This window comes from Arenibacter flavimaris (assembly GCF_030291335.1).
Lineage (GTDB): Bacteria > Bacteroidota > Bacteroidia > Flavobacteriales > Flavobacteriaceae > Arenibacter.
Map to the genome: position 1 here is coordinate 29,913 of NZ_JASWIM010000037.1, position 15,179 is coordinate 45,091.

General features: G+C 40.3%; 8 protein-coding genes. All 8 read left to right on the forward strand.

Going from position 1 to position 15,179, the window contains the following annotated elements:
• Positions 1–289: 289 nt before the first annotated feature.
• A complete protein-coding gene (locus QSE00_RS21105) occupies positions 290–2,266 on the forward strand; it encodes a glycoside hydrolase family 127 protein (protein WP_286107399.1) in 1,977 nt (658 codons plus the stop codon).
• A 172-nt stretch (positions 2,267–2,438) separates the two neighbouring features.
• Positions 2,439–4,112, forward strand: coding sequence for a ribulokinase (locus tag QSE00_RS21110; RefSeq protein WP_286107400.1), 1,674 nt, complete (start codon positions 2,439–2,441; stop codon positions 4,110–4,112).
• A gap of 1 nt (position 4,113) precedes the next feature.
• On the forward strand, positions 4,114–4,815 hold the full coding sequence (locus QSE00_RS21115) for an L-ribulose-5-phosphate 4-epimerase (RefSeq protein WP_110357328.1): 702 nt from the start codon (positions 4,114–4,116) through the stop codon (positions 4,813–4,815).
• A gap of 15 nt (positions 4,816–4,830) precedes the next feature.
• Complete coding sequence (gene araA / locus QSE00_RS21120; protein WP_286107401.1) at positions 4,831–6,342, forward strand: L-arabinose isomerase; 1,512 nt, start codon at positions 4,831–4,833, stop codon at positions 6,340–6,342.
• Between the two features lie 12 nt (positions 6,343–6,354).
• Positions 6,355–7,536, forward strand: coding sequence for an aldose epimerase family protein (locus QSE00_RS21125; RefSeq protein WP_286107402.1), 1,182 nt, complete (start codon positions 6,355–6,357; stop codon positions 7,534–7,536).
• Positions 7,537–7,544: 8 nt separating this feature from the next.
• The gene (locus tag QSE00_RS21130; RefSeq protein ID WP_110357325.1) at positions 7,545–9,164 is read left to right on the forward strand and encodes a sodium:solute symporter; all 1,620 of its coding nucleotides are present in this window, start codon (positions 7,545–7,547) and stop codon (positions 9,162–9,164) included.
• Positions 9,165–9,352: 188 nt separating this feature from the next.
• Positions 9,353–12,409, forward strand: a complete 3,057-nt coding sequence (locus tag QSE00_RS21135; RefSeq protein ID WP_286107403.1) for a beta-L-arabinofuranosidase domain-containing protein — start codon at positions 9,353–9,355, stop codon at positions 12,407–12,409.
• Between the two features lie 53 nt (positions 12,410–12,462).
• Positions 12,463–15,153, forward strand: a complete 2,691-nt coding sequence (locus tag QSE00_RS21140; protein WP_286107404.1) for a DUF5695 domain-containing protein — start codon at positions 12,463–12,465, stop codon at positions 15,151–15,153.
• Positions 15,154–15,179 lie beyond the last annotated feature (26 nt).

Genomic DNA, 15,179 nt, shown 5'->3' on the forward strand with positions numbered 1-15,179 from the left:
TTTAATGGAATTTTTCCATAATCAAGAGTTGAGAGTTGACTACATGAGGTTTAAAAGTATTGGATTTAGCGTTGTTTTTTTCTATTTACTTCTTTTGGGTTAAATGCACAGGATAAATCAACCCTTGTAGATCTTGGTCCTATTGAAAATACTCCAAAAATAAGTAAACATATTTATGGTCATTTTGCAGTACTGATATGAATAAAGGAATCTTTAAACTTAAAATAGCAGAATTGCATTGGAAGGGGAATTGGCCACAACTTAAATCGAATGTTTTAAATTAAATGATATGAAAAGGAAACTATTCCCGGTATTTACATTGACCATTCTTCTAGCACTAACAGGTTGCAAAGAAAAAAAAGTAGAAGTTACATTGCCTGCTAAGAGCATTCAGGGCCCTGGATATAAATTAACTCCTGTAAACATTCAAAACGTAAAACTAACAGATGAATTTTGGTTACCCATTATAAAAAGGGTACAAGAAAAGACAATAGCCTATGCCATTGAAAAATGTGAGGAAGAAGGTCGTTTTGATAATTTTTTGATAGCGGGTGGAAAAATGGACGGGCCGGTAAAGGGAGTAATGCCTTTTGATGATTCCGATGTTTATAAAGTAATAGAGGGTGCTTCCAATTCATTGATAAGTGCCCCCAACAAACCCTTGGAGAAATTATTGGATTCTTTGATCGATATTGTTAAAATTGGTCAGGAATCTGATGGTTATCTAACAACCTGGAGAACTATTAATCCAACAAAACCTCCCGCTAAATGGGTAGAGGTCAAGGAAGGAAAGCGTTGGGAGTCGCTTTTTATGAGTCACGAATTGTACAACGCAGGACATATGTATGAGGCCGCCGTAGTTCATTTTAAGGCCACTGGTAAAAGGAACTTTCTTGATATAGCCTTAAAAAATGCAGAGTTAATGGTTGCTACTTTTGGTGATGGGGAGGGAAAAATTCCTGCGGTCCCCGGGCATCAGATTATTGAAACAGGTTTGATAAAGCTCTATGAAGTAACTGGAAAGGAAGCCTATTTAGATTTGGCAAAATACTTTTTGGACAATAGGGGCAATCCTGAAAATCACAAATTGTTCGGTCCCTACTCTCAAGATCATCAACCGGTTGTGAATCAGGAGGAAGTTGTGGGCCATGCTGTAAGGGCGGTCTATATGTATGCTGCCATGACCGATATTGCTGCCTTAAAAAATGATACGGCATATCATAGGGCCATTGACAATTTATGGAAGAATATGGTAGAGAAGAAAATGTATCTAACAGGTGGTATTGGGGCCAAGCATGACGGTGAGGCATTTGGCGAAAACTATGAATTACCAAATTTAACGGCTTATAACGAAACATGTGCCTCAATTGGCGATGTGTATTGGAACCATAGAATGTTCAACCTAACAGGGGATGTAAAATATTTTGATGTAATTGAACGGACACTGTACAATGGATTGATTTCCGGACTTTCTTTAAGTGGTACTGAATTTTTCTATCCAAATGCCTTGGAATCTGATGGCAAATATGAATTTAACCAAGGGGCGGCCACTAGGAAATCCTGGTTTGATTGTTCTTGTTGTCCAACAAATGTTGTACGTTTTTTACCGGCAATGCCCGGTCTTATCTATTCAAAAAACAAGGATGACATTTATGTTAATTTGTATGCTTCAAATGTGGCAACAATTGACCTTCCTAATAATAGTATTGATATTACCCAAAAAACAAACTATCCTTGGAACGGAAACGTCCATATTAATGTAATAGCAACTAAAGGTGAGGACTTTAACCTTAAAATGCGTATTCCAGGTTGGGCGAATAATGAGGTGCTTCCCGGCGGTCTGTATGATTATGTAAATGTAATCCCTAATAAGGTTGAGGTGTTTATAGATGGTCAAAAAGAGGTTGTAAATTCTTTGGACGGTTACGTTACCCTTCCTGGGAAAAGGATTAATGGTAAGAATATTGAACTAAAGTTTCCTATGGAGGTTCGTATGGTCGAGACCTCCTCTAAAGTTGCAGAGAACAGGGGTAAAATTGCATTGGAATACGGTCCTTTGGTTTATGCAGTTGAAGAAATTGATAATAAAAATAATTTCGATGATATAACAGTGCCTTTGGAAAATAATTTTCAAGTTCAAATGGAACAAAATCTTTTGGGTGGTGTCAATACGATTAAAGATGGCAAATTCAAAGCTATTCCTTACTATGCATGGTCCAATAGGGGAGTTGGCAAAATGAAGGTATGGATTCCAAAAGGAGAGTAAGAAAACCAACAAAATCGAAATAGATATAAAATTCCAATGGAAAAGTAAATATATTACCAAAGAACAACTCGTTTACCATACTGAGGTTTAATGGAACTTAACAATAAGTGTTTTTATAACACTTTATAACGGTCAAATAATTATATTTACTTCGAAAAAATTGAATCAAAAAATGAAAGGGTATGTAATTGGATTGGATTATGGTACAGATTCCGTAAGGGCTGTACTAATAGATTCATCAAATGGAAATGAAATAGCTTCAGAAATATATTGGTACCCAAGGTGGAGCGAAAAAAAATATTGTGAACCGTCTCAAAATAAATTTCGGCAACACCCATTGGATCATATAGAAGGGTTGGAAAAAACAGTATCCGCCGTAGTTACAAAAAGCAAAGTGAATCCAGCGGAAATTAAAGGTATATGTATTGACACGACAGGTTCTTCCCCGGTGCCCCTAGCAAAGAATGGTACGCCTTTGGCCCTGGTAGATGGTTTTGAGGAGAACCCTAACGCCATGATGGTCCTATGGAAAGATCATACGGCCATAGCAGAAGCAGAAAAGATTAACGGGTTGGCAGCAACCTGGGGAGGGGAGGACTATACGAAATATGTAGGAGGAATATATTCATCGGAGTGGTTTTGGGCGAAGATAGCACATGTTGTAGAAGAGGATGTAGCAGTTGAAAGGGAAGCATACACCTGGATGGAACATTGTGATTTAATGACTTATATCCTCGTTGAAAACAAGGATTTAAAAACCTTTAAACGCAGTCGTTGTGCTGCCGGCCACAAGGCTATGTGGCATGAAAGCTGGGGAGGCTTGCCCCCTAAGGAATTTTTGGGGCTTTTACATCCGTACTTGGCAGAATTACGTGCCAACTTGTATGATGAGACATACACTTCCAATGAAATTGCTGGAAATTTAAGTAAAGAATGGGCGGAAAGGTTGGGTTTGACCACAAACACGGTAATCGCAGTTGGAACGTTCGACGCGCATGCCGGCGCTGTGGGTGCCAAAATTAACGAAAATACCCTTGTGAGGGTGATGGGTACTTCCACCTGTGATATTATAGTAGCAAAGGACTTCGAAGTAAATGGAAAGACTATTAGGGGTATTTGTGGTCAGGTTGATGGTTCTGTCCTTCCCGGTTTTATTGGACTTGAAGCCGGGCAGTCTGCCTTCGGGGATTTATTGGCGTGGTTTAAAGAGGTACTGGCCTGGCCGATTGACAATTTGATCATGACTTCCGATATAATTTCGCATCAACAAAAGGAAGATCTGCAACGGGAAATAGAAAGTGATTTTATCAAGAAACTTTCTGATGCCGCCGAAGCCATTCCACTATCGGAAAGTATTCCAACAACCTTGGATTGGATCAATGGACGTAGAACACCGGATGCAGACCAAAATTTGAAAAGTGCCATTTCCCATTTGTCCTTGGGTTCAAAGGCTCCGCATATTTTTAAGGCCTTGATCAATGCAATTTGTTTCGGTTCCAAGAAAATTGCCGATCGGTTTCAGGAGGAAGGTATAAAAATAGAATCGGTTGTAGGCATTGGTGGCGTTGCAAGAAAATCGCCATTTATCATGCAGACTTTGGCCAATGTAATGAACATGCCCATCAAAGTGGCAGCCTCCGATCAGGCTCCAGCTTTGGGGGCTGCCATATATGCTGCCGTAGCTTCGGGTATTTATCCCAATGTTATTGAAGCCAGTGCCCATTTGGGCAGTGATTATGAGGCAGAATATTATCCGGAACCGGAGGCGGTCAAGGAATTTGAAAAATCAATATTATCCTATGAAAATCTCGGAATCTATATGGAAAGTACCATAAAAAAGAATTGAAATGAATACAAAATACAGTTATTTAAAACAGGAATGCTATGAGGCCAATATAGAGTTGAACAACCTTGGGCTGGTCATCTATACCTTTGGTAATGTAAGTGCCGTGGATAGAGCAAATGGGGTATTTGCCATTAAGCCCAGTGGTATTCCCTATGAAAAGTTGAAACCAGAGGATATCGTTGTTCTAGATTATGACAATTCTATTGTGGAAGGGGCTTTAAGGCCTTCATCGGATACAAAAACACACGCCTATTTATATAAAAACTGGGACCACATTGGTGGAATAGCCCATACCCATGCCACCTATTCGGTTGCCTGGGCACAAGCCCAACAGGACATACCTATTTTTGGGACAACACATGCCGATCATCTTACAGCCGATATTCCATGTGCCCAGCCTATGAAGGATAGTCTAATTGAAGGGGATTACGAACATAATACGGGCATACAGATATTGGATTGCTTTGAGGAACGTGGTTTATCTGCTAAAGAAGTGGAAATGGTGCTTATTGGGAACCACGGTCCGTTTGCATGGGGGAAAACAGCGGCAAAAGCCGTTTATAACAGCAAGGTGTTGGAGACCGTTGCCCAAATGGCATATTTAACCTTACAGATCAATCCAAATGCTCCAAGGTTAAAAAATTCTTTAATTAAAAAACATTACGAACGTAAGCATGGTAATAATGCCTACTACGGACAATAAATTGCAATTACTATTATGGGTATAAAGACGAAGGATAAGGAAATATGGTTCTTGACAGGTAGTCAGAATTTGTACGGACCTGAAACATTGGATCAAGTAGCAAAGAACTCACGGACCATTGTAAAGGAATTTAATGCATCTGGCCATATACCGGTGCAAATTGTATATAAACCAACGGTAAAATCACCCAATGAAATAGCGGAGGTTTGCCAACAGGCCAGTGCCGATAAGGCATGTATTGGGGTCATTACCTGGATGCATACTTTTTCCCCGGCTAAAATGTGGATCAATGGTCTGTCTATTCTTACCAAGCCTTTGTGCCATTTACACACTCAATTTAATGCAGAAGTTCCGTGGGAAACCATTGATATGGATTTTATGAACTTGAACCAATCCGCTCATGGCGACCGTGAATTTGGCCACATGATGACTCGGATGCGTAAAAAGCGAAAAATAATTGTTGGACATTGGGGAGAGCGAAGAATTCAGGAAAAGTTAGGTAACTGGAGTAGGGTCGCCTTAGGTTGGAACGAGTTTCAGAATCTAAAAGTGGCGCGAATTGGAGATAATATGCGTGAAGTCTCCGTAACCGACGGCGATAAAGTGGAAGCCCAATTGCGATTTGGTTTTTCGGTAAACGGTTATGATTCGTCCGATGTAACCAAAATCATCGATAAGCTTTCAGATAAGGAAGTAGCTACCCTGGTAAGCCAATATGAATCCGAGTACAACTTAACAGATGAATTATTGGAATCTGGTAGCAAACGCCAATCCCTCATCGATGCGGCAAAAATAGAATTGGGCTTACGTGCCTTTTTGGAAGAAGGCGGATTCAATGCCTTTACCGATACATTTGAAAACCTTGGCGAGTTGAAACAGCTACCTGGAATTGCCACCCAAAGATTAATGGCCGATGGTTATGGCTATGGCGGGGAAGGTGACTGGAAGACTGCCGCGTTGTTGAGGGCAATGAAAGTAATGGCCTCTGACTTGGAAGGCGGAACATCGTTCATGGAAGATTATACCTATCATTTTACACCACAGAAAGCATATGTAATGGGATCGCATATGTTGGAAATCTGTCCGTCCGTAGCCGATAAAAAACCCTCTTGCGAAGTACATCCGTTGGGTATCGGCGGTAAGGAGGATCCAGTGCGTTTGGTTTTCAATTCCCCGGCCGGCCCTGCAATTAATGTATCCTTGGTTGATTTAGGAAATCGATTTAGGTTAATTGTCAATGAAGTGGAGGCGGTAGCCCCAATGGGAGAATTACCCAAATTACCCGTGGCACGGGTGCTATGGGATGCGAAACCCGATTTGGAAATTGCGGCAACGGCCTGGATTTTGGCTGGAGGCGCTCATCATACCGTTTATAGCCAAGCGGTAAAAACGGAATTCATCGAGGACTTTGCGGAAATGGCTGGGGTAGAACTTGTTGTAATCGATAAGAATACCACCATAAGGCAGTTCAAGGACCAATTGAATGCCAATGAGGCCTATTACCATTTATTTCAACATAAAATGTAAAAATCGGATAGTATGAGAACATTCAAAACACCTTTGTCCATATTTTTATTTGGAACTCTGTTAGTTCTAAATAACGGTTGTAAGGACAATAAAACGAAAAGAGAAAATTTGGAACCAGAACAAATGGAAAAATCCCAAAGCATTACAAAAAGTGATTTTGGCACTACTGCCGAAGGTGAAAATGTAGCTAAATATACCCTGGAAAATAGGGATGGAATCCAAGTGGATATCATCACCTACGGCGGAAGAATCACCTCTTTGAGAACCCCGGATAGTGAGGGAAACATGAAAAATGTAGTGTTGGGATTCAATAATCTGACCCAATATGAAAAGGACAATCCTTTTTTTGGGGCACTTATAGGAAGATATGGAAATAGAATAGCCAAAGGTAAGTTTAGTCTTGATGGTGAAGAATATACCTTGGCACAAAATAATGGGGAAAATAGCCTTCACGGGGGAGAAAAAGGATTTGATAAAAGGGTTTGGGATGCTGCCATTGAAGAAAGCGATGACTCCATAAAGTTGAAACTAACCTATGTGAGTGCTGATATGGAGGAAGGTTTTCCAGGCAACTTAACAACTACGGTCACCTATATTCTTAATACGGATAATAGCTTGGAAGTATTGTACGAAGCGGTTACCGATAAAACAACGGTGGTCAATTTAACGCAACATGCCTATTTTAATCTTTCAGGTGATTTTTCAAGAACAATTTTAGACCATGTATTGGAAATAGATGCGGATAAATTCCTTCCTGTTGATAGTGGTTTGATTCCTACCGGGGAATTGGCATCTGTGGAAGGTACGCCCTTCGATTTCAGAAAGGCCAAGTTGATAGGAAAAGATATTGATGCTGAGAATGAACAACTTCAGCTGGGCGGGGGATATGACCATTGTTGGGTGTTGAACCGCCAAAGTGCGGGTTATAGGTCGGTGGTCAAGGCTTATCATCCAGAAACGGGCCGCAGTTTGGAGGTACTTACCGAGGAACCGGGGATTCAATTTTATACCGGTAATTTTTTGGATGGTACTCTGCCGGCACCCAACGGCGGAACATATGCCTTGCGTTCGGGTTTTTGTTTGGAAACACAACACTATCCGGATTCACCCAACCAACCGGAATTCCCATCCGTAACCTTGGTACCGGGAGATAGGTACACCACTAAAACTACTTTTAAATTTTCTACAAAATAACCACCAACATGCAACCATTGGATACCTTAGACTGGATTAGTATATCCTTATATTTTTTAGTCCTTATAGGGATTGCCATTTGGGTAATCCGAAAAAAGGAAGAGAACACCGAAGACTATTTTTTGGCAGGTAGAAATATAGGATGGTTTGTTGTAGGAGCATCCATTTTTGCCTCCAACATAGGCTCGGAACATGTGGTGGGCCTTGCAGGTACAGGAGCCAGTAATAAATTGCCTTTATTGATTTATGAAATACAGGCCTGGGTGGTATTAATTTTGGGCTGGGTATTCTTACCCTTTTATGCACGAAGTGGCGTGTTTACCATGCCGGAATTTTTAGAGAAGCGTTTTGATGCTAGGTCTAGATGGGTATTGTCCATTTTCTCTATAATTGCTTACGTGCTTACAAAAATTTCCGTTACCATATATGCAGGAGGGGTAGTGGTAGCAGCACTTTTAGGGATTGATTTTTGGACCGGAGCAATCGCAACGGTAATCCTAACAGGTATTTATACCGTATTGGGAGGTATGCGGGCCGTTGTTTATACGGAAACTTTACAAGCGGTGCTTTTAATTTTAGGGGCAGCCGTACTAACCTATATAGGTTTGGACAAAGTTGGAGGCTGGAGCAGTATGCAAGAAACCTTGGGGCCGGAATATTTTAATATGTGGAGGCCAGCTACCGACCCTGATTTTCCTTGGCCGTCCCTATTGATCACCAGTACTATTGTTGGTATTTGGTATTGGTGTACAGATCAGTACATTGTGCAACGAACACTAACGGCAAGAAATATCAAAGAAGGGAGACGGGGAACTATTTTTGGCGCTTTATTGAAATTATTGCCTGTCTTTTTATTCCTGATTCCTGGTATTATCGCCTTGACCCTCAAAATGCGAGGAGAGTTGCATTGGGACAGTCCGGATGAAGCTTTTCCTGTATTAATGAGTAACCTTTTGCCTTCAGGATTACGTGGATTGGTAGCTGCAGGATTGTTGGCAGCTTTAATGAGTTCCTTGGCCTCGGTATTCAACTCTTGTTCAACCTTGTTTACAGTTGATATATATAAAAAATTAAAGCCCAATACTCCTGAAAAGAAGTTGGTACGTACAGGACAGATTGCGACGGTCTTTGTAGTTATTGTCGGGATTATATGGATTCCGATAATGGCCAATATATCAGGGGTTTTATACGAATATCTTCAAAGTGTACAAGCTTATATTGCGCCTCCGATAACCGCTGTATTTATCTTGGGAATATTCTATAAGCGGATTAATGCTACCGGGGCATTTGCAACCTTGATTATGGGAATTGTGGTCGCCTTTTTTAGAATCGCCTTAGAACTAATTAAAGAAAATTTAGACCCGGATAGCTTTTTGTTTTATTTAGGGGATATGAATTTTCTCAGTTTCGGGGCATGGTTCTTTTTGTTCTGTCTGATATTCCTGGTTGTGGTAAGTTTACTTACCAAAGCACCGGACAGGGAACAGATAGTGAATCTTACTTTTGGCACAATTACGGAAGAGGAGAAGAATAATAATAAAAGTAGTTATAGCTGGGTCGATATAGCTATTTCTATTTTGATCATTTTAATTGTAATAGCGGTGATGATATTTTTTAATGGTAAGTAGGAATATCTATCATTGGTTTTTATGAATGGGGTGCTTAATCTCCGAAGAGAGTTTTGGTTCTCCAAAGCTTGCCTAAATGTACAAGGAAGCATTGGAGGGTTGGGGATGGATTTTAAGAACGCCGTAAACTTTGTGGATAAAACCCCAATAACTATAGATTTTTAAATATAGGAGAAACGGATTTAGTTATGAAAACATACAAATTATTTATTATAGTAATACTAAGTTGTCCAATGTTGTTTACATCAACTTTAGTAGCCCAAACTGGTAATCAGATGTTGGACGGAATAGGCGAAACAGCGTTGATTGTCCGTTATTTATTTGATGGTAATGTAAAGGATTGGTCAAGGAATAATTTACACGGTCAAATTGATGATTCCGGGGTTCATTTTATTAATGATGATCAGTTTGGACAAGTACTTTCCTTAACCAAAAATTCCAAAGCTTTTGTTACTATTCCAGGGGAAGCTATCGCACAGCAGGAATCTATAAGCGTTACAGGATGGATCTACCTACGTTCTTCGGAGAACGGTCAGTTTTTTTTTGATTTTGGAAACAATGAGTCCCATTTTTTTGTCGCACCAAGGGGAATTGAAACTAAAGAAGCTTACCAGGTTGAAATAGCTTCTGAAAACGGAAATATCCATTTGTCAGGGCAACCTCCCTTGGAGGTTGATAAATGGAATCATTTGGCAATTGTTATTGATGCTCCCTCCAAGTCTCTAAGTACATACATCAATGGAAATCTTGTTGAAAAGGTGAACGATATAAACCTTGGATGGGAACAGCTCTTCGATTCCAATTCAAGTGAAAATAATTTGCTCTACATAGGCAGATCAATACGCTCCGAGGCCACTTCCCTAAATGCGAAAGTACACGATTTCAGAATCTACAGAATTCCCTTGGGTGAAAAGCAAATAGCGGGAATATATAAAAATGCACTGGAGGATGATGGAGCCGTTGTAGGTACAAAGGTTGAACTTGACGGTGATCTCCCCATGTTTCCTAAAGGGACTCCTCAGCTTTATAATGAATACTTGAAAAGTGTTGAAAATATTGAAGTTGAAACGCAAGTCGGGTTTCTCCCACAGCTTCCACCTTATGTAAAGGGAATTTATAGCAAAGGGATCAAGAAGGGCAATGTAAGGGTAATTTGGCCCTCGCCAAAAGATAATACCGAAGTACTCTCGCCCAGGACAAATACCGTTGAGGGTATTATATCTGGTTCAGAAATAAGGCCTAAGGCCATTGTAAACGTGAAAGACGGGAAAGTACCGGCTACCCCCAAACGGGAACTGGAAGTGTTTGATCTTGATCAGGTATCACTAAACAATAATGTTCATGGGCAACGTACAAAATTTATAGAAAACCGGGATAAGTTTATCACAAAACTTGCCCAAACAAACCCCGATAATTTTCTTTATATGTTTAGGAACGCCTTTGGACAGGAACAACCCGAAGGGGCTGAGCCATTGGGCGTTTGGGACAGCCAGGAAACCAAACTACGGGGCCATGCTACGGGACATTACCTTACCGCTGTTGCCCAAGCTTATGCCTCTACAGGGTACAACAAGGAACTCCAAGAAAATTTCTCGGAAAAAATGAAGTACATGGTCAATGTCCTTTACCAATTATCCCAGATGTCCGGACAACCGATAGAAACTTCAGGCGAACATGTTTCAGATCCTGCAAAGGTACCTCCTGGACCGGGTAAAATGGATTTTGATTCCGACTTAAGTGTTGAAGGTATCCGAACAGATTACTGGAATTGGGGTAAGGGATACCTAAGCGCTTATCCTCCCGATCAATTTATTATGTTGGAAAAGGGTGCTACCTATGGCACAGGGAATACCAAAATCTGGGCTCCCTATTATACCTTGCACAAAATTTTAGCAGGACTACTTGATATATACGAAGTGAGTGGTAATGAAAAAGCACTGGAAATTGCCAAAGGGGTGGGAAGTTGGGTTCATACACGTATGAGTCGATTAACGACCGAAACACTTATCAGTATGTGGAATACCTATATAGCAGGAGAGTTTGGAGGTATGAATGAAGTTATGGCACGTCTTTATAGGATGTCCAATGAAAATAAATACTTAGAGCTGGCACAGGCATTTGATAACATTAAAGTTTTCTTTGGGAATGCGGAACACTCACATGGTTTGGCTAAAAATGTGGATACCTTTCGCGGATTGCATGCCAACCAGCATATACCCCAAATGATGGGGGCTCTTGAAATGTATAGGGATTCAAATGTCCCTGAATATTATAGAATAGCGGATAATTTTTGGAATAAAACCATTAATGGTTACATGTATAGTATTGGGGGGGTAGCTGGGGCCCGTAATCCTGCCAACGCGGAATGTTTTATCAGTGAGCCGGCTACGATTTATGAAAATGGGCTATCGGCTGGTGGGCAGAATGAAACTTGCGCTACCTATAATATGCTCAAATTAACGAGAAATCTTTTTCTTTTTGATCAGCGAGCAGAGCTAATGGATTATTATGAGCGTGGACTATATAACCATATTCTTGCCTCCGTTGCAGAGGATAGTCCAGCAAATACCTATCATGTTCCGTTAAGACCAGGTTCGGTCAAGAAGTTTGGCAATCCTGATATGGAAGGCTTTACCTGCTGTAATGGTACGGCCCTTGAAAGTAGCACAAAGCTTCAGAATTCAATCTATTTTAGAAGTTCGGATAACAAGGCTCTCTTTGTTAATCTATTTGTGCCCTCAACCTTAAGTTGGACCGAAAAAAAAGTAACCATAGAACAAACAACCGATTTTCCTAATGAAGATCAAACCCTATTGACAATACGTGGGGAAGGAGAATTTGATATAAAAGTTCGTGTGCCAAAATGGGCGACCAAAGGATTTTTTGTAAAAATAAATAACAAGAAACAAATGGCAAATGCTGTCCCCGGAAGCTACCTTTCTTTAGGTGGTCATTGGAAAGATGGTGACAGGATTGAACTTAGTATGCCATTTCAATTTCATTTGGACCCAGTTATGGATCAAGAAAACATAGCCAGTTTATTTTATGGCCCCGTTTTATTGGCGGCCCAAGAGTCTGGTCCCAGTAAGGAATGGCGTAAGGTAATTTTGGATGCAAAAGATATTGGTAGATCGATTAAGGAGAAATCGGGAAAACTGGAATTTACTATTGATGGAGTGGATTTTAAACCTTTTTATGAAACTTATGGGCGGCATTCAGTATATCTGGATGTAATACTTAAATAATTGGGAATTTACGTAATGAGAGGTTGATTTCAATTTCGAATAAAACAAGGCATATGAAATTTAGATATTTTTGCACGGTACTATTTATAATGGTTGGCTTTTTCACTAAGGCACAAGGTTATTGGAGTAAGGTAGAGGCCAAGGAACCTACACTTGGCATAGCCGATGTATATCAAAAATTTACTACCCCGGACTTTCAGTTAAAGTTGGTCAAGGCCTCGCAAACAGTGGCAGCTTTGCGTCCCAATAAAAATTTGGATTTCGATTTTACACCTAGTGATCGGTTGGAAATTAGGGATAAGGACGGGTTATATCATTTAGGGGATATCAATTTAAGAATTAAGGAAGCCAAAGGAATTTGGAAAAGTTATTCTACGGCTACCAAGCGAGTTAAGGTTGAACCTTTGGAGGTCTCTGGAAATATTTTGGCAGCAGCAGATTTATCAAATACATTCCCTGCCGATATACCTGTAAGCGTTCATAGGTTTTATGAATTGGATAATGACCATTTGGCAATTCGTTTTGAAATAAGGAATAGGAGTAGCAAATCCATCGAAATTGGTGCTTTGGGAGTACCCATGATTTTTAATAATATATTGGAAGGCAAATCACTGGTTGAAACCCATGCCCAAAATGTATTTTTTGACCCTTATATCGGTATGGATGCTGGATATTTGGAGGTGAAACGCTTATCGGGGAAAGGTCCGGTTCTATTGGTCTTACCGCTTCAAAACATGTCTTTTGAAGCCTATAGGCCACTCTTGGATGATCCCACGCCAAGAAGTATTGTTTTTGAGGGATTCCATGAATGGATGGTCTATAGTAAGGCTTATGCTGAAAATGAATGGCAAGGAGTGGAACAGTGGAATACACCAACTTCAGTGATATTGGAACCTAAGGAGGCTAAAAATTTTTCTTTTAAACTTGTACTTTCCAAAGGAATAAAAGAGGTGCAAAGAACTTTGGTAGAGGAAAAAGTTCCAGTAGTAAATGGGGTCCCGGGCTTTGTGGTTCCCCAAGATGTAAAAGCCCAATTATTTATTGATTATAGCAAAAAGGTTACATCCTTGGAAATAGTACCTAATGGAGCTTTGGAGGTTAAAGAAGTTGCCAAGACGCCAAAGGGACAGAAAAGCTATAGTGTACTAGGCAAAAAATGGGGAAGGGCACGGTTGACCATTACCTACGAGGATGGGAAACAACAAACTGTAAACTATAAGGTAATTAAACCTGAAACAGAGGTAGTAAAGGATTTTGGACATTTTTTGGCTACGGAACAATGGTTTAATGATCCCAACGACCCTTTCCATAGAAACCCTTCTTTTATTAGCTATGATTATGATACAAAAAGAAAGTTAACCGAGGACAGTAGGGTATGGATCAGTGGCCTGAGTGATGAGGGCGGAGCCGGTAGTTGGTTGGCGGCCATAATGAAGCAATTGGTACTGCCTGAGCGTAGTGAAATACAAAAAATCCAAAAGTTTATAGATTCTACCTTATGGGGAGATATTCAATATAGTGGGGGCCCCCATAAATATGGCGTTAAAAAAAGTGTGTTCTATTACGAACCGGATTCCTTACCAAAAGGAACCTATAGTGATGGGATCAATTATAAAACCTGGGCTGCCTGGAATCATGAACATGCCAATGACCCTGGAAGATCTTATAACTATCCCCATGTCACCGCCGCATATTGGGTCATGTACCGCTTAGCTAGGTACAGGAAAGGATTAGTGGATAACCGGACTTGGGAATGGTATTTGAACAATGCATACCATACCAGTATAGCCATGTTGGAACAGGCCCCATATTACTCAGTTTTTGGGCAGATGGAAGGGTCTGTATTCCTTTATTTGCTAAACGACCTAAAAAGTGAGGGATATTTGAAAATGGGCAATGAGTTGGAAGCAAAAATGAAGGAGAGGGCCAATTATTGGCGGGCCCTGGATTACCCTTTCGGAAGTGAAATGCCTTGGGATTCTACGGGGCAAGAGGAGGTGTACCTGTGGTCCGATTATTTTGGGTATAATGATAAGGCAGGCATAACTTTAAATGCTATTCTGGCCTATATGCCAACCATGCCACATTGGGCTTACAATGGTAATGCACGAAGGTATTGGGATTTTCTATATGGGGGTAAGGCAGGGGAGACGTCTAGGGTGGAACGACAAATACATCATTATGGATCTTCCTTGAACGCTATTCCAGTGTTAACACAATTTAGAAAAACACCGGAAGATTTGTATTTGTTGAAAGTAGGGTATGGTGGACTTTTGGGTGGTATCTCCAATATTACCCAGGATGGTTTTGGTCCGGCTGCATTTCATTCTTTTCCGTCAACCCTGGAAATAGATGGGATTTCCGGAGACTATGGTTCTGGATTTTACGGTTATGCAGTGAATTCGGCAACGTATTTGACACATGATAAGGATTTGGGGTGGTTAGCTTTTGGGGGAAATCTTCATATAAATAAAAATATTGTTGAAGTGGACATAACTACTGCGTCAAAATCCAAAATATTTATTGCCCCAATTGATTTATGGGTCACTCTGGATGCTGGTGCGTTTAAGAAGTTCACCTATAATACAGAATCAAAACAAGTAACCCTTACCTTGTCCAAAAAGGATGATTTTACTCCCAATGCTTATTTAAGGATAAATAAAGAGAAGGATTTATCCTATAATAGACTTAGTGGGGCATATGAAATTCCTTTAAGAGATGTTTCTTTTCAAATTGAATTATAATTCTTCTTTAGTACTGATGCGTTAAA

Excerpts from the sequence above, each read along its gene's own strand:
- QSE00_RS21130 (WP_110357325.1), top strand. The coding sequence starts at position 7,545 with ATGCAACCATTGGATACCTTAGACTGGATTAGTATATCCTTATATTTT.
- QSE00_RS21125 (WP_286107402.1), top strand. The coding sequence starts at position 6,355 with ATGAGAACATTCAAAACACCTTTGTCCATATTTTTATTTGGAACTCTG.
- QSE00_RS21135 (WP_286107403.1), top strand. The coding sequence starts at position 9,353 with ATGAAAACATACAAATTATTTATTATAGTAATACTAAGTTGTCCAATG.
- QSE00_RS21105 (WP_286107399.1), top strand. The coding sequence starts at position 290 with ATGAAAAGGAAACTATTCCCGGTATTTACATTGACCATTCTTCTAGCA.
- QSE00_RS21140 (WP_286107404.1), top strand. The coding sequence starts at position 12,463 with ATGAAATTTAGATATTTTTGCACGGTACTATTTATAATGGTTGGCTTT.
- QSE00_RS21110 (WP_286107400.1), top strand. The coding sequence starts at position 2,439 with ATGAAAGGGTATGTAATTGGATTGGATTATGGTACAGATTCCGTAAGG.
- araA (WP_286107401.1), top strand. The coding sequence starts at position 4,831 with ATGGGTATAAAGACGAAGGATAAGGAAATATGGTTCTTGACAGGTAGT.
- QSE00_RS21115 (WP_110357328.1), top strand. The coding sequence starts at position 4,114 with ATGAATACAAAATACAGTTATTTAAAACAGGAATGCTATGAGGCCAAT.